The sequence below is a fragment of the Streptomyces sp. AC602_WCS936 genome (assembly GCF_019049125.1).
Taxonomy (GTDB): domain Bacteria; phylum Actinomycetota; class Actinomycetes; order Streptomycetales; family Streptomycetaceae; genus Streptomyces.
This window is the reverse complement of sequence record NZ_JAGMUF010000066.1, coordinates 478777-494494: the sequence shown is the minus strand read 5'-3', so window position 1 is coordinate 494494 and position 15718 is coordinate 478777. Positions and strand designations below refer to the sequence as shown.

The following is a 15718-nucleotide window of genomic DNA, read 5'->3' as shown; positions in this document are numbered from 1 at the left end:
GGCGCCCTTTCCACAAGACCGCGTACACTCAGGGCGCCCACGGGACGCTACAGCGGCAAGTCCGCCGCACAGCGCCAGGCCGAGCGCCGTCGACGCTTCCTCGACGCCGCGCTCCAGCTCTTCGGCGACACCCCCGGCTACCGGCTCGCCGCCACGGCCTTCATCGGCGGCGTCAACGGCCTGCTGCACGACTACAGCGCGGGCTGGGTGGACGCGACCCTGGACGAGGTCGTCGACGAACTGGTCCGCCAGCTCCTGGCCGTGCTCCGGCCCCCCGGCCGGGGGGTCGGTTAGACGTTCCCGGTCACTCGTCCCAGGCCTGGACGGTGGTCTGCTCGGCGATCTCGCCGTCCCGCAGCGACAGCATCGACTCGGCGAGCACCCGCAGGCCGTCCGGGTAGACGCACTCCTCGGTGAAGGCGACCTGGTCGCCCTGCACGACGCAGCGGGTCAGCCGGTGCGACATGTCGCGGCTGTAGACGTCGTCGAGCATCTCGGCGATCTCGTCCCGGCCGTGCAGGACCTTGGGGCGGCTGGGCTGGTCGTACCGGTCGACGATGCGGACCTCCGCGTCCGGCGCATAGAGCGACGCGAGGGGCGCCGGAGTCTCTCCTTCGATGCCCCGGCGCAGTGCTTCGACGTCGAAGCCGGGGTTTGCCCGAGCGCTCATGACGACCTCCTTTCGAAGACCGCGGCCCGGGAAGGGGCGGGCCGCACGGGCCCTCTCTTCGAGCCTCCTCCGTCCGGGCGCCCACGGCAACGCGGCCGGGCGACTGGTCCCGTCGGGTGAGCGGCGCCGCCCGCCCGTGTCCGTCCGGGGCCCGGCACCGTTGCTCAGAGCATGACTTCAACACGACGTATCGCCGCCGCCGTCGGGCTCGCCGCCGGTGTCGCCGGCCTCGCCGCGCCGATGGCGAGCGCCGCCGAGGGCGGCGCGCTGGGCGCCGACAAGCTCAGCGTGACCAAGACGCTGGACTCGCTCGCGGTGAGCGACATGCCCGCCGAGGACCGTGCACAGATGCCGCGGCCCTCCCAGCAGTTGAACCGGCTCAACGACCTCAATCAGCTCCAGCAGGTCACCGGGCTCGTCTCCCCGCTGTTCGGAGCCGTCCCCGCGCTCGGCTGACGACCCGCGCCATCAAGCCGCCGAGGGCAGCCTCAGCCGCCGGCGGCCAGGAACTGGGTGGCCGCCAGCTCCGCGTACAGCGGATCGGCGGTCACCAGCTCCCGGTGCGTGCCCACGGCCCGGACCCGGCCCGCGTCCATCACCACGATCCGCTCGGCCATCGTCACCGTGGACAGCCGGTGCGCGACGACCAGCACCGTGGTCGTACGGGCCACGTCGGCCACCGTGTCCCGCAGCGCCGCCTCGTTGACCGCGTCCAGCTGCGAGGTGGCCTCGTCGAGCAGCAGCAGCCGCGGACGGCGCAGCAGGGCGCGCGCGATGGCGACCCGCTGGCGCTCGCCGCCCGACAGCTTGGTGCCGCGGTGCCCGACCAGCGTCTCGAGGCCGTCCGGCAGTCGCCCCACCAGGGAGTCGAGGCGGGTCGTCTTCACCACCGCGGCGACGGCGGCGTCGTCCGCCTCCGGGTTGCCCAGCAGCAGATTGTCCCGCAGCGAGCCGGACAGCACCGGCGCGTCCTGCTCCACGTAACCGATCGCGGCCCGCAGCGAGGCCAGGTCCCAGTCCGCGAGGTTCCGGCCGTCCAGCGCGATCTCCCCGGAGACCGGGTCGTAGAACCGCTCGACCAGGGAGAAGACGGTGGTCTTGCCCGCTCCGGACGGGCCGACGAAGGCCGTCATCCCCCGGGCCGGCACCTCGAAGGTCACCCCGTGGTGGATGTAGGGCAGGTCGTCGGCGTAACGGAAGCGGACGTCACGGAAGGCGACGGACGCCGGCTCCGAGCCCGGCGACGGCAGGGGCGCGGGACGGGCCTGCGGCTCCGCGGGCAGGCTCAGCGCGTCCTGGATGCGGGCGAGCGCCGCCTTGCCCGTCTGGTACTGGGTGATCGCGGAGACGACCTCCTGTATCGGCGACATCAGGTAGAAGACGAACAGCAGGAATGCGACCAGCGTGCCGATGTCGATCGCCTCCGTCGCCACCCGGGCGCCGCCCACCGCGAGCACCGTGATGAACGCGGTCTGCATCGCCAGCCCGGCCGTGTTGCCCGCCGCCGCCGACCACTTGGCGGCGCGCACGCTCTGCCGCCAGGACTCCTCGGCGGCCTCGTGCAGCGCACGCTCCTCCCGGGGCTCGGCCCCGGACGCCTTCACCGTGCGCAGCGCGCCGAGTATCCGCTCCAGCGCGGCGCCCATCACACCCACCGCGTCCTGCGCCTGCCGGCTCGCCCGGTTGATGCGCGGCACGATCAGGCCCAGCACCGTCCCCGCGCCCGCGACCACGGCCAGGGTGACCCCGAGGAGCACCGGGTCGACCAGGCCCATCATCACCAGGGTGGCCACCAGCGTGAGCCCGCCGGTGCCGAGGCCGACGAGGGAGTCGGTGGTGACCTCGCGCAGCAAGGTCGTGTCGGAGGTGATGCGGGCCATCAGGTCGCCGGGCTCGGTGCGGTCCACGGCCGTGATCCGCAGCCGCAGCAGATACGACGACAGCGTGCGCCGCGCGCCGAGCACCACCGACTCGGCGGTGCGCCGCAGCACATACCCGCCCAGCGCGCCCAGCGCCGCGTTGGCGACCACCAACCCCGACATGGCCAGCAGCGCGCCGGTGATGGCACGGTCGTGCGACAGGTCGTCGATCAGCTCCCGCGCCACCAGCGGCAGCGTCAGCCCCGTGGCGCCGGTGACGAGGGAGAGCACGGCGCCCGCGAACAGGGCCCTTCGGTGCGGCCGTACGTACGTCAGGAGCTGTCGCCAGGCGGGCTGACCGGTCTCCGTATCGGCGGTGCTCACGGCACTCCTTCGGCAGGTGGGCGGAGGCTTCAGGCTACGTGGACCCGGAACGCCGTCGGAGCGTCCCTCGGCGATCAGTTGCGCGTAGGCTCGGGTGGAACGCTGAACGGCCGAAGAAGGGGTCCAGACCATGGCGCAGGAAGTACGCGGCGTGATCGCACCGGGCAAGGACGAACCGGTGCGGATCGAGACGATCGTCGTGCCCGATCCCGGACCGGGCGAGGCCGTGGTCAGTGTCCAGGCCTGCGGGGTGTGCCACACCGACCTGCACTACAAGCAGGGCGGCATCGGCGACGACTACCCCTTCCTGCTCGGCCACGAGGCCGCGGGCGTGGTCGAGTCGGTCGGCGCCGGCGTCACCGACGTCGCCCCCGGCGACTTCGTGATCCTCAACTGGCGTGCGGTGTGCGGCAAGTGCCGGGCCTGTCTGCGCGGGCGTCCCTGGTACTGCTTCGACACCCACAACGCCGAGCGGAAGATGACCCTGGCCTCGACCGGCCAGGAGCTCTCCCCGGCCCTCGGCATCGGCGCCTTCGCCGAGAAGACGCTGGTCGCCGCCGGACAGTGCACCAAGGTCGACCCGGGCGTCTCCGCGCAGGTGGCCGGTCTGCTGGGCTGCGGCGTGATGGCCGGCATCGGCGCCGCCATCAACACCGGGAACGTCGGCCGCGGCGACAGCGTCGCCGTCATCGGCTGCGGCGGCGTCGGCGACGCGGCCATCGCCGGTTCCCACCTGGCCGGGGCGGCGAAGGTCATCGCCGTGGACATCGACGACCGCAAGCTGGAGACCGCCCGCTCCATGGGCGCCACCCACACCGTCAACTCCCGCGAGACCGACCCCGTCGAGGCCATCCGCGAACTGACCGGCGGCTTCGGCGCCGACGTGGTCATCGAGGCGGTCGGCCGCCCGGAGACCTATCAGCAGGCCTTCTACGCCCGGGACCTGGCCGGCACCGTCGTCCTCGTCGGCGTACCGACGCCCGAGATGAAGCTGGAGCTCCCGCTCCTCGACGTCTTCGGTCGCGGCGGCGCCCTGAAGTCGTCCTGGTACGGCGACTGCCTGCCCTCCCGCGACTTCCCGATGCTCATCGACCTGCACCTCCAGGGCCGCCTGGACCTGGACAAGTTCGTCACCGAGACCATCCGGCTGGACGAGGTCGAGAAGGCCTTCGAGCGGATGCACGCAGGTGACGTGCTGCGTTCGGTGGTGGTGCTGTGATGGCCGCCCGCATCGAACGCCTCGTCACCTCCGGCCAGTTCAGCCTCGACGGCGGCAGCTGGGACGTCGACAACAACGTCTGGCTCGTCGGCGACGACCACGAGGTGATCGTCATCGACGCCGCCCACGACGCCGACGCCATCGCCGAGGCCGTGGGCGAGCGCCGGCTCACCGCCATCGTGTGCACCCACGCCCACAACGACCACGTGAACGCCGCCCCCGCCCTCGCCGAGCGCACCGGTGCCACCATCTGGCTGCACCGCGACGACATGCCCCTGTGGCAGCAGACCCACCCCGACCGCGACCCCGACGCCTGGCTGACCGACGGCCAGGTCATCGAGGCCGCCGGCGCCGACCTGACCGTCCTGCACACCCCCGGGCACGCGCCCGGCGCGGTCTGCCTCTACGACCCGGGCCTCGGCACCGTCTTCACCGGCGACACCCTCTTCCAGGGCGGCCCCGGCGCCACTGGACGCTCCTACTCCCACTTCCCGACGATCATCGACTCGATCCGCGACCGGCTCCTGGTGCTCCCGCCCGAGACCGAGGTCCGCACCGGCCACGGCGACCCGACCACCATCGGGGCGGAGGCACCGCACCTGGAGGAGTGGGTCACACGCGGTCACTGACCCGGAGCGCGACGGCAACGGCGGGGGACACGCGTAAAAGGTGACAGAAGATGTCCGGCTTCCAGGGCAGTCTCGATCACGAGATCAGCAGCAGTCGTGGGAGAGGAACGGGAGCCGGACATGGCACAGTCACCGAACAAGCCGCTGGCGGGCAGGGTCGCGCTGGTCGCCGGAGCGACCCGCGGCGCCGGACGCGGCATCGCCGTCGAACTGGGCGCGGCCGGCGCCACCGTCTACGTCACCGGCCGCAGCACCCGCGCCCGCCGCTCCGAGTACGACCGCCCGGAGACCATCGAGGACACCGCCGACCTGGTCACCGAGGCCGGCGGCCACGGAATCGCCGTACCGACCGACCACCTCGACCCCGCGCAGGTCGCCGTGCTCGTCGACCGCGTCGCTCGCGAACAGGACCGCCTCGACGTCCTGGTCAACGACATCTGGGGCGGCGAGCACCTCTTCGCATGGGACAGCCCCGTCTGGGAGCACGACCTCGACAAGGGGCTCCGACTCCTGCGGCTCGCGGTCGAGACCCATGCCATCACCAGTCACCACGCCCTGCCGCTGCTGCTGCGCCGCCCCGGCGGACTGGTCGTGGAGGTCACCGACGGCACCGACGACTACAACCGCGACCACTACCGTGTCTCGTTCTTCTACGACCTCGCCAAGGCGTCCGTCCTGCGCATGGCCTTCGCCCTCGGCCATGAAGTCGGCCCGCGCGGCGCCACCGCCGTCGCGCTGACCCCGGGCTGGCTGCGCTCGGAGCTCATGCTCGACCACTTCGGCGTACGCGAGGACAACTGGCGCGACGCGCTCGACCGCGTCCCGCACTTCGCCATCTCCGAGACGCCCCGCTACGTCGGCCGAGCCGTTACCGCCCTCGCCGCCGACCCGCACGTGGCGCGCCTCAACGGCAAGTCCCTGTCCAGCGGGGGCCTGGCGCAGGAGTACGGCTTCACCGACCTCGACGGCAGCCGCCCGGACGCCTGGCGCTACCTCGTCGAGGTCCAGGACGCGGACAAGCCGGCCGACGTCACCGGTTACCGCTGACGGGCGGCAGCGGCCACCGGGCCGCATGACCCGGCGGCAGGGCCAGATCCTCGCGCACGGCCGTGTAGTAGCCCTCGCGGCCGGCGCGCTGCCGCTCCAGCAGGGCCTGCCAGGCATCCGGGTCACGCGTCCCCTCGCGCAGGAAGCGCTCCATGTCCAGTACCGCCACGACCCAGACCCGCGCCTGCTCCACGACCTCCTTGCTGCCCAGCAGGAGCAGCGCCTCCCCGGCCGGGTCCCGGGCGAGCGTGGCCTCGGCCTGCGCCGACGCGGCCTCCGCGGGGCTCAACGGGTGGGGGTGCGGGTCGTTGCCGAGGTGGGCGGCGATCCGGTACGTCAGCGTGACGGAGGTCTTCAGGGCCCGCGCGTAGTCGGCGTACACCGCGAGCCTGCGCTCCTCCCAGCGCGCCGCGGTCTCACTGCGGAATCGGGCCCGGTCACTGCGGACCACGGCGAGATACGAGCTGAGGGCACCGATCACGACGCCTATGAGCGCGGGGAGTTGCTGCAAGAACACGGACATGCGCGCACGCTATCTGCCGCGGTGATCCTTTCGGCAGTACGGTCGGTGCCCATGACGGACACAGGGCGTTTCGCACACCACGGCGTACTGGTCACGGGCGCGGCCCGCGGCATCGGCGCGGCCACCGCACGCCGGCTGGCCGCGGAGGGGGCGCGGGTACTGCTGACCGACGTCGACCTCGCCGCCGCGCGACGGACGGCGCGGGAACTGGCCGAGCAGGGTCTCGGCGTCGAGGCCTTCGCCTGCGACGTCGCCGACCGGGCGTCCGTGGAGGCCGCCGTCGCCCACGCCGTGGACACCTTCGGCACCCTCGACGTCCTGGTCAACAACGCCTACGCCTGTACGCCGGACGCCCCGCTCTTCGAGGACGAGGCCGACGAGGCCTGGGCCCGCGACCTCGACGTCACCCTCACCGGCGCCTACCGCTGCTGCCGGGCCGCGCTGCCCCACCTCGCGGCCTCGGGGCGCGGCGCGATCGTGAGCGTCGGCTCGGTCAACGGCGTCCAGGACTTCGGCAACCACGCCTACAGCGCCGCCAAGGCCGGCCTCGCCTCCCTCACCCGCACCCTCGCCGGGCACGCCGCGCCGCGCGGTGTCCGCGTCAACCTGGTGACGCCGGGCACCGTGCGCACCACAGCGTGGGAGGGGCGGGACGAGGACCTGGCGGCGGTCCAGGGACTGTATCCGCTGGGGCGGGTCGGCGAACCCGAGGACATCGCGGCGGCCGTCGCCTTCCTCGCCTCCCGCGACGCCTCCTGGATCACCGGCACGACGCTGGTCGTCGACGGCGGACTGACCGCCGTGAACACCGGGTTCCGGCAGGCGGTGCGGGAGCGGGACGGCAGGGGATGACGACCCCGGCCGCGCGGTCGTGCCGGAGGCAGCCGGGGAAGTGGCGGAGAACACAACGGGCGGGGCATGTGCGGCAGAACACAGCCGCGGGGAACGAACTCGCCCTCAGCTCTTGACAGATGAGAAGATCGACGTGACCAGTAACACGGTCCGTTATGTCCGTTTGGCTGGCGATTACTCACATCGTCTTCACGCCCGGCGCCGTATGCTTCACAGCATGTCCACCACTGTTGAACCCTCCTCCGAGCGATCGGCTGCCGAGGTCAACGAGGAGATCCGGGCCCTGTGGCTCCGGTCGGGCGGGACACTGAGCGTCGAGCAGCGTGAGGAGTACCAGCGGCTCGTCATGGAGTGGGCCGCCGCGGACCCGGAGCACGCCGCCTGACCGGCACCCCGGGACTCCTCCGCGCCTCGCGGCCCCGACCCGGGATCACCCCCACGTCGCCGAGTAGTGCCGCCGGTACGCCTTGCGGTCCTGCTCCGCACGAATCCAGCGCGTCGCCACCAGGGCGAGCATGCTGCCCGCGACGACGAGCATGCCGGGACCGACGTTCCTGCGGTCGGTGAGCCGGGACAGGAGCGTCGAGCCGTCGACACCCGTCACCGGCGCCGTGGCCCCCGGCGCCGCGGCGCCCGGAGCGGCACCACCGCCGGCGCCGGCCGGCGCGGAGGGCGCGGCTCCCGGCGCCGCCCCCTCCTCATCGGAGACGAGCAGCCGGACCCCGAGCGACGCCATCGCCTCCGGCAGCGGCTGGAAGAACGTCGTGCCCCCCTCGTCGCAGTCGCCGTTGCCGCCCGAGGTGACGCCGAGCGCGATGCCCTCGGAGAACATCGGCCCCCCGCTGTCGCCCGGTTCCGCGCACACGTCGGTCTCGATCAGGCCGGTGACCGTGCCCTCCGGGTAGTTGACCGTCGCGTCCAGCGCGGTCACCCGGCCGTCGCGCAGCCCGCTGGTGCTGCCGCTGCGGAACACCCGCTGACCCACGGCCGGTTCACCCACGCCCGTGATGCGCACCCCCTTGCCCCCGCCGACGGCCACCACGTCGGCGCCGTCGCCCGCCTCGCCGTTCGCATACTCCACCAGGGAGAAGTCGTCCCCAGGGAAACTCCCGGCCACGGTCTCGCCGACCCGCCGGTCGCCCCGGCCGTCGCCGAACCACACCGACCCCGTCGGCCCGCAGTGACCCGCGGTCAGGATGAAGTCGCTCCGCCCGTCGGTCACGTTGAAGCCCGCCGAGCAGCGCCCCGCCGTGGACAGGATCGGTTCGGCACCGTTCAGGCGCGTGGTGAAGGTTCCCTCGGTGCGCTCCATACGCACGAAGCCGCCGATGCCCTCGGCGACGTCCGTCAGCCGGGACCAGTCGGACCGGGAGACCGTGCTGTCACCCCGCACCACCACCTCGTTCGTCCGGTAGTCCAGGGCCCAAGCCGTGCCGGCCACCCGAGGAGCCGACCGCAGCGTCGACGTCGCCGACTTCAGCTCGGACATGCTGTGCCGCACGACCTTCGCCTCGGCGCCGGCCCGGCGCACCTCCCGGGCGGCCCGCTCGTCGGTGACCGCGACTACCGGCCGCCCGTCGGAGCCGACCCAGTGGCCCGCCGTGCGCTCGGTGCCCAGCCGCGACACCAGGCCGGCGCCGGTGCCCGACGCGGACCGCGCCAGGGTGTGCGGCACGGCGGCGGCGTCGGGAGGCTCGCTCGCCACGGCCCGGGTGACCATCGTCCCCCCGAGCAGCAGTCCGCCGACGGCCGCCAGCCGTACGACTCGCCGGACGATGCGTCGTCGTGCGTGCCTCATGCATGCGCTCCCGAACCCCGACTCACGGCGTCACCGCCGCGGGGACCTCCGGTCATCGAGCGCCCTCCTCCCATACGGGGGCGGGCACGTCCGCGTTCACCGGGCGGGCGGCACCGTCCGGTCCGCGGCGCCCCTCCCGTACGGTTTCCCGCACGCGCCGTCGCCGCCTATCTTGTGCCCCATGACCAGCATCGAGGAGCACCAGCCCGGCGAGACGAACCCCCTCCAGGCCCTCACGCTCGACCAGCTGCGCCGCCGTACGAGCATGAAGTGGCGCACCTACCCGGCGGACGTGCTGCCGCTGTGGGTGGCCGAGATGGACGTCCCGCTCGCCGAACCCGTCGCGCGCGCCGTCACCGACGCCATGGAACTCGGCGACACCGGCTATCCCGCGGGCACCGCCTACGCCGAGGCCCTGGCCGCCTTCGCGGGCAAGCGCTGGGGCTGGGACGACCTCGCCGTGGAACGCACCGCGATCGTGCCCGACGTGATGCTGGGCGTCGTGGAGATGCTCAAGCTGGTCACCGGCCCCGGCGACCCGGTGATCGTCAACCCGCCCGTGTACCCGCCGTTCTACGCGTTCGTGACCCACATGGACCGGCGGGTCGTGGAAGCGCCCCTCGGCGCCGGCCTGCGCATCGACCTCGGCGTGCTGGAGGAGGAGTTCCGGCGGGCCGTCGCCGGGTCGGGGCGCGCCGCCTACCTGCTGTGCAGCCCGCACAACCCCACCGGCACGGTGCACACCGCCGACGAACTCGCCGCCGTCGCCGCTCTCGCCGAGCGCTACGGCGTCCGGGTCGTCGCCGACGAGATCCACGCGCCGGTCGTCACCGGCCCCGGCGCGCGGTTCGTGCCGTACCTGAGTGTGCCCGGCGCCGAGCGGGGCCTCGCGCTGATGTCCGCGTCCAAGGGCTGGAACCTGCCCGGGCTCAAGGCGGCGCTCGCCCTCGCCGGGCCCGGTGCCGCAGCCGACCTGGCGCGGATGCCCGAGGAGGTCGGCCACGGAGCGAGTCACGTCGGCGTCCTCGCCCACACGGCGGCCCTGCGCGACGGCACCGCCTGGCTGGACGCCGTGCTGGCCGGGATCGAGGAGAACCGGCGGCTGCTCACCCGCCTGCTCGCCGAGCACCTGCCCGGCGTGGTCCACCGCCCCGGCGAGGCGACCTACCTGGCCTGGCTCGACTGCCGCCCGCTGGACCTCGGCGACGACCCGGCGGACGTCTTCCTGCGGCGCGGCCGGGTGGCCCTCAGCTCCGGCATCCCCTTCGGCGCCGGCGGCGCGGGACACCTGCGGCTCAACCTCGCGACGTCGACGGAGGTGATCACGGAGGCGGTACGGCGGATGGCGGCGGCCCTGGACTGAGGCGAGGGGCGGGCGGGGCCGTCTCACCGGGACCGGCGCCCGCCTAGACTCCCGGCATGGACGACGTCTCGATGGCCCGGCTCGGCGCCGGCAAGTACCTGCTGGTCACCACGTTCCGGAAGAACGGCACCCCGGTCGCCACCCCGGTGTGGGTCGTGCGGGACGGGGACGCGCTCGGCGTCTGGACGGTCGCCGACTCCTGGAAGGTCAAGCGGGTCCGCAACCGCGCGGACGTCCTGGTCGGCCCGTGCGACGTGCACGGCCGGCCGACCGGCGACCAGATCCCGGCGAGGGCGGAGATCTGCGACCCGGACACCACCGGCCGCTACCGCAGGCTGATCGCCCGCAAGTACGGCGTCGTCGGGAGGCTCACCCTCCTGGGCAGCCGACTGCGCCGCGGCTTCGACGGCACCGTGGGCATCCGGATCACGCCCGCGCCCTGAGCGGCCGGGGCACCGCCGCTCAGGTCCAGGCCCGGTACGGCTCGTCGACCAGTTGGAAGACCGGCTCGCCCCGTACCGGGTCCTGGGCCGTGGACAGCCGGACGCGGTCGCCGCTGTGGATGCCGATGAGCGGGCCCATGACCCGGCCGCGCAGCACGAAGCCCTCGGCCATCTCGATCAGGGACACGTTGCGCGCGGCCGGGGTGTTGCGGTGCACCACCGTGGCGTGCCGCACCGTTCCCGCGCCCTCGCTGCGTTCGGTCCGCAGGTCGCTGCCGCGACAGACCGGGCACAGCACCCGGTGGTACATGGCGGTGCCGCACCAGGTGCAGCGCTGGAAGTGGATCGCCTCGGACTCCGAGGTCTTGGCATCGAGCACGCCCGTCGCGGAGCCGGCCGTCTGCTGAGCGACGTTTCCTGAGTGGTGGTACACGCTGGTCAACTCCCTGCACTCGAGCCGGAATCCGCGTGCGCGGTCGCCCGGGCACGCATGTGCGGGTGACCGTGCCACCGTGCACAGGCTCAGGCTATGGCACTGCGTGCCACACGTAAAGGCACTCGGTACCCTCGATTGCGGATGAAGTGGTTCCGCCGCCGCGGGGCGGTCAGTCGCCTGCGAACGCCGCCTCGACCTCCCGCACGACCTGCCACAGGGGTGCGCCGCGCCGCGTGACGACCACGACCACGTCCCCCTCCCCGGCGGCCGGCGGCGGTGCGGGAAGGCTTCCGAAGGCGGACTGCGCGTACCCGAGCGCGTGGTCGACCGCGGCGCCCGCGTCGTCCCGCCCGTCCGAACGCAGCCAGGACCGCAGGGCGTTGTTGTGCGCCGCGACCACCGCGGCCGCGATCACGTCCGCCTCCAGGGTCCCGTCCGGCCGTGCGCCGACGCGTCCGCGCAGGTACTCGGCGAGGGCGCGCTCGTAGCGCCACACCACCGACAGCTCGTACGCGCGCAGCCCGGGGACCTTCTTGGTGAGGTGGTAGCGCTGCACCGAGAAGTCCGGGTTCTCGGCGTACATGCGCAGCACCAGCCGGGCCGCGTCGCAGACCCGCTCCACCGGGTCGGCGTCCTCGGGCGAGGCGGCCAGGAACGCCGTCATGTCCGCCAGGCACCGCTCGTGGTCGGGGAAGACCACGTCCTCCTTGGAGGGGAAGTAGCGGAAGAACGACCGCCGTCCGACACCCGCGAGCGCGACGATGTCGTCGATGGTCGTCTGCTCGTAACCCCGCTCCAGAAACAGCCGGAACGCGGCCGCGACCAGTGCCTCGCGCATCGGCGGCCGGCCGCCCGCCGCATTGCTGGAGCTCATGAAGGGGAACGTAGCAGTTCACCGGCCTTCATGGCACTCAGTGCAGCCACAGGAGGGAACTGAGTGCATTAGCGGGCACCGCACTGCCGATCGCATACGATCACATCCGATCAGCACCGAGGAGTTCCGATCAGCCTGAGGAGTTCCGCATGCCGCCCACCCGCCCCCGTCTCCTCTACGTCACGGACCTGTCCTACCAGGCACGAGGGCGGCGCTACTGCGACGAGGACATCTACCTGGCCTCCCGCCTGCGCGACGAGTTCCACCTGGCGCTGTGCCACCCCGGAGAGGCCGCCGCGCTGCTCGACGCCTTCGACGCCGTCGTCGTCCGCAACAGCGGTCCCGTGCTGGGTTACCGGGCCGCGTACGACGCCTTCCGCGAGCGCGCCGCCGAGCGCGGCACGCGCGTCTACAACCAGCTCACCGGCCGGGCCGACATGGCCGGCAAGCAGTACCTGCTCGACCTGAGCGCCGCGGGGGAGTCGGTCATCCCCACCGTCGGCCGGCCGGAGGACCTGCATCTGCTGCCGGCGGCGGAGGAGTACGTCGTCAAGCCCCGGCTCGGCGCCGACTCGGCGGGCCTGCGGATCGTGCCCGCGGACCGCCTCCGCCAGGCGCTCCGCGACGACGACGCCGGGGACACCCTCGTCCAGCCGCGCGTCGACTTCGCGTACGAGGTCTCCTTCTACTTCGTCGACGACGCATTCCAGTACGCGCTGTACGCGCCGGACCCCGGCCGGCGCTGGCGGCTGGAGCCGTACGACGCCACCGCCCGGGACCTCGAGTTCGCCCGGCGGTTCATCGAGTGGAACGGCATCGACCACGGGATTCAGCGCGTCGACGCCTGCCGCGCCCCCGGCGGCGAGCTGCTCCTGGTCGAGCTCGAAGACCTCAACCCCTACCTGTCGCTGGACGCCCTCGACGAGGCACGCAGGGACTCCTTCGTCACCGCCCTGCGGGCGGCCCTCCGGCGCCTCCTCGCGGACTGACCCTCCTACCATGGCCGGCATGGACGTCTTCATCGACCGGCTCGACCCGGACATGTGCGTGGTGACGGCCGCCGCGGGCGGGGAGCGGGCCGGGTGTCTGGTCGGGTTCTCCTGCCAGTGCTCCCTCGACCCGGTCCGGTACGCCGTGTGGCTCTCGGAGGTCAACCGGACCTTCCGGGTGGCGCACTCCGCCGACGTGCTGGCCGTCCATCTTCTCGCCCGGGACCAGCACGGGACGGCCGAGCTCTTCGGCGGGCGGACCGGCGACGAGGTGGACAAGTTCCGGCGGGTCCGCTGGCGCACCGGCCACGGCGGGGCGGTGGTGCTGGAGGACGCCGAGGCGTGGTTCGTCGGGCGCGTCGTGGAGCGCGTCCCCGGCGGCGACCACGTCGGGTTCGTCCTCGACCCCGTCGAATGGGGCGGGCGGGAGAAGTCCGACGGCCCACTGCTGCGGATCTCCGACGCCGCGGACATCGCAGCGGGCCACCCGGTGGACTGATGGTCCGCTCCCGGCGGGCCGGCCGGTTCAGCGCCCGGTGCCGCGCTCGACCAGCGTCTCGGTGACCGCCCGCACGCTGCGCGCGATGTGCTGCAACTGAAGGACCTCCGCCGCATACAGCTTGATGGTGTGCTCGATGACCGACTCGTGCAGTCCCAGCCGGGGCAGATCCGCCCGCGCCGTCTGCAGGGCGGTGCGCGCCACCCGGATCTCGTGCTGCACCTGGATCTGCGCGTGGCGGGCGAGGAGGACGGGGTGGCGGATCAGCGCGGGATAGCCGGCGTAGCGCGACGGCACCAGCTCGCGCAGCCACTTGACCGCCGAGCGTTCCCAGTCGTAGCTGCCGGGGGCCTTCACCTGGCATGGCCAGTCCGGGTGGGTGCGCGTGGTCGTCAGGGGCATGATCATCGCTTCCGGTGTGGCGGCGTCGACGGGGTGGGCGACGGGTGGGGGCGGTCCCGGTCCAGGGGACGACCGGGACCGCCGCGGGCGCTCGCACAGGCGATGCCCGACGGAACATCCCCGGGCCCGCCGGAGCGGGTAGGAGTCGGCGGCCAGGGATGTTCACGCAGGTGCGGACGCGCTCCGGGGCGGCCGGGTCGCGATCCGTGAGCAGTATTTATATATGCCATCCGGTTTGCAAGACGTATGAAAACATTCATGCCTGCTTTGATCCGGATGGCCCCCGTCTGCGCCGACCAATCGCCGGGCCCGTACCCGGCGAGAGGCGGCCGGGTCAGTCCCGCAGGAAGAACTGGTGCTGGTCCGCGACCTGCTCGTACTCCTCCAGCCGGGCCTGCGTCCGCTCCGGATCGGCGTCGGTCATGGCCTGGAGCAGGGCCGCGCACATCACGCCGGGCGCCGCGTAGGAGTCGAAGACCAGCCGTGACCCCGTGCCCGTCGCGAAGGTGACGTCGGCCTCGTCGACGATGGGGCCGAGGGCCAGGTCGGTGATCAGCGCCACCTTCAGCCCGGCACCGCGCGCCACCCGGACGGCGTTCAGCGTCTCGTGGGCGTGCCGGGGCATGGAGAAGGCCAGCACCCAGGCACCGCCCGCCTCCCGCGACTGGAGCAGGGCGTCGTACGCGACGCTGCCGCCGCGGGTCACCAGGCGCACGTCCGGGTGGACCCGGCGGGCCGCGTAGGCGAAGTACTCGGCGAGCGAGACGGAGATGCGCAGGCCGAGGACGGTCAGCGGGGCGGACGCGGCCAGCTTGCGGCCGACGTCGATCACCCGGTCGGCGTCGGCGAAGTCGCGCCGCAGGTTCTCCAGGTTGTCGATCTCGGCGTCGACGGCCGCCTGGAGCTCGTTGCCCCGGTTCTCCTCGGCCGGGGTGCCGCCCCGGCTGCCCAGCGCGATCGACTGGAGCCGCTCCCGCAGCGCCGGGTAGCCGCTGAAGCCCACCGCCGAGGCGAACCGCGTCACCGAGGGCTGGCTGACGCCCACCCGGTCGGCGAGGTCGGTGATCGACAGGAACGCCGCCTCGGTGAGGTGCTCGATCAGGTACTGGGCGATGCGCCGCTGCCCCGGGGAGAGACGCGGCCGGTCGAACAGTGTCCTGAGCCGGGACGTGGCGGAGACCTCCGTCTCCTCGGCCGTACGTCCCGAGGTGATCGCCGATGCCTGTGCGCGGGCCTGCTGCGGCGATGGCACGGGTGCGCCTCCTTTGTCTCCCACGGAGGTCAACATAGCTCACCCCTCGTCACCGGCAGGGCGGTCGCACCCGGAGGGGATAGCCCAGCGCCGTCCGGGAACCCGCCACCTCGGAAGCGACCACGGCAAGCAGGACAACAAGCAGGACAGCAAGCACGAGAGGCACCGCCATGACCGTCCCGGAAGAGAACCGGCCGAAGACCGACACCACCGACGACGTCCTCGACCAGCGCGAGGACGAGGAGACGCCCCGACAGCAGGGCGGCACCGGCCGGACCATGCGCGAGGCGCTGGAGGAGGCGCACGTCCGCCCCGACGACTACGACGAGCGATGACCGCGGGTGATACCCACGGGCGCCATCGGCGTGGGTCTTCGACAACGACCCCGTCGAACTCCGCGACGCCCTGGCGCACCGCCGTACACATCACCAGGTCGGACGACGTACCGGGCGGACGCCACCGCCCGCACGCGGACCCCC

General features: G+C 73.0%; 19 protein-coding genes and 1 pseudogene. 12 read left to right on the top strand and 8 right to left on the bottom strand.

The genetic code is table 11. From position 1 onward, the window contains the following. Positions 1-27 precede the first annotated feature (27 nt). Positions 28-294, top strand: a pseudogene (locus tag KUM03_RS38525) (hypothetical protein); the annotation flags it as partial. 10 nt (positions 295-304) lie between these two features. On the opposite strand, the gene KUM03_RS24105 reads toward KUM03_RS38525, so the two are convergent. Continuing rightward, entirely contained in the window at positions 305-670 is a 366-nt protein-coding gene (locus tag KUM03_RS24105; RefSeq protein ID WP_217251368.1) for a nuclear transport factor 2 family protein, read from the bottom strand. A gap of 171 nt (positions 671-841) precedes the next feature. Between KUM03_RS24105 and KUM03_RS24100 the strand changes: the two genes are divergently transcribed. Then, positions 842-1126 carry a hypothetical protein gene (locus tag KUM03_RS24100; protein ID WP_073728692.1) on the top strand — a complete coding sequence of 95 codons (285 nt, stop codon included), beginning with the start codon at positions 842-844 and terminating at the stop codon, positions 1124-1126. Between the two features lie 32 nt (positions 1127-1158). Here the strand turns inward: KUM03_RS24100 and KUM03_RS24095 are convergent, their stop codons facing one another. After that, positions 1159-2913 (bottom strand): ABC transporter ATP-binding protein, encoded by a 1755-nt coding sequence (locus KUM03_RS24095; protein WP_217251367.1) that lies wholly within the window; start codon positions 2911-2913, stop codon positions 1159-1161. A gap of 130 nt (positions 2914-3043) precedes the next feature. On the opposite strand from KUM03_RS24095, the gene KUM03_RS24090 reads away from it, so the two are divergent. From KUM03_RS24090 to KUM03_RS24080, 3 genes are all read left to right on the top strand, one after another. Beyond that, positions 3044-4132 carry an S-(hydroxymethyl)mycothiol dehydrogenase gene (locus tag KUM03_RS24090; RefSeq protein ID WP_217251366.1) on the top strand — a complete coding sequence of 363 codons (1089 nt, stop codon included), beginning with the start codon at positions 3044-3046 and terminating at the stop codon, positions 4130-4132. Then, positions 4132-4761: an MBL fold metallo-hydrolase gene (locus tag KUM03_RS24085; protein ID WP_217251365.1), complete on the top strand. Its 630-nt coding sequence runs from the start codon at positions 4132-4134 to the stop codon at positions 4759-4761. Before KUM03_RS24090 ends, KUM03_RS24085 begins: the two co-directional genes overlap by 1 nt. 120 nt (positions 4762-4881) lie before the next feature. Then, positions 4882-5808 (top strand): SDR family oxidoreductase, encoded by a 927-nt coding sequence (locus KUM03_RS24080; RefSeq protein ID WP_217251364.1) that lies wholly within the window; start codon positions 4882-4884, stop codon positions 5806-5808. Here the strand turns inward: KUM03_RS24080 and KUM03_RS24075 are convergent. Next, positions 5792-6331: a hypothetical protein gene (locus KUM03_RS24075; RefSeq protein WP_217251363.1), complete on the bottom strand. Its 540-nt coding sequence runs from the start codon at positions 6329-6331 to the stop codon at positions 5792-5794. The two genes, KUM03_RS24080 and KUM03_RS24075, sit on opposite strands and share 17 nt — an antisense overlap. 51 nt (positions 6332-6382) lie before the next feature. Here KUM03_RS24075 and KUM03_RS24070 point away from each other — a divergent pair, with 51 nt between their 5' ends. After that, complete coding sequence (locus tag KUM03_RS24070) at positions 6383-7183, top strand: SDR family NAD(P)-dependent oxidoreductase (protein ID WP_217251362.1); 801 nt, start codon at positions 6383-6385, stop codon at positions 7181-7183. 205 nt (positions 7184-7388) lie between these two features. Further along, the gene (locus KUM03_RS24065; RefSeq protein WP_073728706.1) at positions 7389-7568 is read left to right on the top strand and encodes a hypothetical protein; all 180 of its coding nucleotides are present in this window, start codon (positions 7389-7391) and stop codon (positions 7566-7568) included. Positions 7569-7613: 45 nt separating this feature from the next. Here KUM03_RS24065 and KUM03_RS24060 read toward each other — a convergent pair whose 3' ends face one another. Then, positions 7614-8981: a S1 family peptidase gene (locus KUM03_RS24060; RefSeq protein WP_217251361.1), complete on the bottom strand. Its 1368-nt coding sequence runs from the start codon at positions 8979-8981 to the stop codon at positions 7614-7616. A gap of 181 nt (positions 8982-9162) precedes the next feature. On the opposite strand from KUM03_RS24060, the gene KUM03_RS24055 reads away from it, so the two are divergent. Continuing rightward, positions 9163-10344, top strand: a complete 1182-nt coding sequence (locus KUM03_RS24055) for a MalY/PatB family protein (protein WP_217251360.1) — start codon at positions 9163-9165, stop codon at positions 10342-10344. 56 nt (positions 10345-10400) lie between these two features. Next, on the top strand, positions 10401-10787 hold the full coding sequence (locus tag KUM03_RS24050; protein ID WP_217251359.1) for a PPOX class F420-dependent oxidoreductase: 387 nt from the start codon (positions 10401-10403) through the stop codon (positions 10785-10787). Positions 10788-10806: 19 nt separating this feature from the next. Here the strand turns inward: KUM03_RS24050 and KUM03_RS24045 are convergent, their stop codons facing one another. Next, positions 10807-11220 (bottom strand): Zn-ribbon domain-containing OB-fold protein, encoded by a 414-nt coding sequence (locus KUM03_RS24045; RefSeq protein WP_217251358.1) that lies wholly within the window; start codon positions 11218-11220, stop codon positions 10807-10809. A 172-nt stretch (positions 11221-11392) separates the two neighbouring features. Next, positions 11393-12097 carry a TetR family transcriptional regulator gene (locus KUM03_RS24040; protein WP_217251357.1) on the bottom strand — a complete coding sequence of 235 codons (705 nt, stop codon included), beginning with the start codon at positions 12095-12097 and terminating at the stop codon, positions 11393-11395. Between the two features lie 149 nt (positions 12098-12246). Here KUM03_RS24040 and KUM03_RS24035 point away from each other — a divergent pair, with 149 nt between their 5' ends. Both KUM03_RS24035 and KUM03_RS24030 read left to right on the top strand, forming a co-directional pair. Then, on the top strand, positions 12247-13086 hold the full coding sequence (locus KUM03_RS24035; protein WP_217251356.1) for a hypothetical protein: 840 nt from the start codon (positions 12247-12249) through the stop codon (positions 13084-13086). A gap of 10 nt (positions 13087-13096) precedes the next feature. Beyond that, positions 13097-13585, top strand: a complete 489-nt coding sequence (locus KUM03_RS24030) for a flavin reductase family protein (protein ID WP_217251355.1) — start codon at positions 13097-13099, stop codon at positions 13583-13585. Positions 13586-13612: 27 nt separating this feature from the next. On the opposite strand, the gene KUM03_RS24025 is transcribed toward KUM03_RS24030, so the two are convergent. Together KUM03_RS24025 and KUM03_RS24020 are read right to left on the bottom strand one after the other, a co-directional pair. Beyond that, positions 13613-13993 (bottom strand): hypothetical protein, encoded by a 381-nt coding sequence (locus KUM03_RS24025; RefSeq protein ID WP_217251354.1) that lies wholly within the window; start codon positions 13991-13993, stop codon positions 13613-13615. 328 nt (positions 13994-14321) lie between these two features. Beyond that, positions 14322-15239 carry a MurR/RpiR family transcriptional regulator gene (locus tag KUM03_RS24020; protein ID WP_217251353.1) on the bottom strand — a complete coding sequence of 306 codons (918 nt, stop codon included), beginning with the start codon at positions 15237-15239 and terminating at the stop codon, positions 14322-14324. A 170-nt stretch (positions 15240-15409) separates the two neighbouring features. On the opposite strand from KUM03_RS24020, the gene KUM03_RS24015 reads away from it, so the two are divergent. Continuing rightward, complete coding sequence (locus KUM03_RS24015) at positions 15410-15574, top strand: hypothetical protein (RefSeq protein ID WP_217251352.1); 165 nt, start codon at positions 15410-15412, stop codon at positions 15572-15574. The last annotated feature ends 144 nt before the right edge of the window (positions 15575-15718 follow it).

Excerpts from the sequence above, each read along its gene's own strand:
- KUM03_RS24100 (WP_073728692.1), top strand. The coding sequence starts at position 842 with ATGACTTCAACACGACGTATCGCCGCCGCCGTCGGGCTCGCCGCCGGT.
- KUM03_RS24030 (WP_217251355.1), top strand. The coding sequence starts at position 13,097 with ATGGCCGGCATGGACGTCTTCATCGACCGGCTCGACCCGGACATGTGC.
- KUM03_RS24065 (WP_073728706.1), top strand. The coding sequence starts at position 7,389 with ATGCTTCACAGCATGTCCACCACTGTTGAACCCTCCTCCGAGCGATCG.
- KUM03_RS24060 (WP_217251361.1), bottom strand. The coding sequence starts at position 8,981 with ATGAGGCACGCACGACGACGCATCGTCCGGCGAGTCGTACGGCTGGCG.
- KUM03_RS24075 (WP_217251363.1), bottom strand. The coding sequence starts at position 6,331 with ATGTCCGTGTTCTTGCAGCAACTCCCCGCGCTCATAGGCGTCGTGATC.
- KUM03_RS24070 (WP_217251362.1), top strand. The coding sequence starts at position 6,383 with ATGACGGACACAGGGCGTTTCGCACACCACGGCGTACTGGTCACGGGC.
- KUM03_RS24035 (WP_217251356.1), top strand. The coding sequence starts at position 12,247 with ATGCCGCCCACCCGCCCCCGTCTCCTCTACGTCACGGACCTGTCCTAC.
- KUM03_RS24015 (WP_217251352.1), top strand. The coding sequence starts at position 15,410 with ATGACCGTCCCGGAAGAGAACCGGCCGAAGACCGACACCACCGACGAC.
- KUM03_RS24040 (WP_217251357.1), bottom strand. The coding sequence starts at position 12,097 with ATGAGCTCCAGCAATGCGGCGGGCGGCCGGCCGCCGATGCGCGAGGCA.
- KUM03_RS24050 (WP_217251359.1), top strand. The coding sequence starts at position 10,401 with ATGGACGACGTCTCGATGGCCCGGCTCGGCGCCGGCAAGTACCTGCTG.
- KUM03_RS24085 (WP_217251365.1), top strand. The coding sequence starts at position 4,132 with ATGGCCGCCCGCATCGAACGCCTCGTCACCTCCGGCCAGTTCAGCCTC.
- KUM03_RS24080 (WP_217251364.1), top strand. The coding sequence starts at position 4,882 with ATGGCACAGTCACCGAACAAGCCGCTGGCGGGCAGGGTCGCGCTGGTC.
- KUM03_RS24090 (WP_217251366.1), top strand. The coding sequence starts at position 3,044 with ATGGCGCAGGAAGTACGCGGCGTGATCGCACCGGGCAAGGACGAACCG.
- KUM03_RS24055 (WP_217251360.1), top strand. The coding sequence starts at position 9,163 with ATGACCAGCATCGAGGAGCACCAGCCCGGCGAGACGAACCCCCTCCAG.
- KUM03_RS24025 (WP_217251354.1), bottom strand. The coding sequence starts at position 13,993 with ATGATCATGCCCCTGACGACCACGCGCACCCACCCGGACTGGCCATGC.
- KUM03_RS24105 (WP_217251368.1), bottom strand. The coding sequence starts at position 670 with ATGAGCGCTCGGGCAAACCCCGGCTTCGACGTCGAAGCACTGCGCCGG.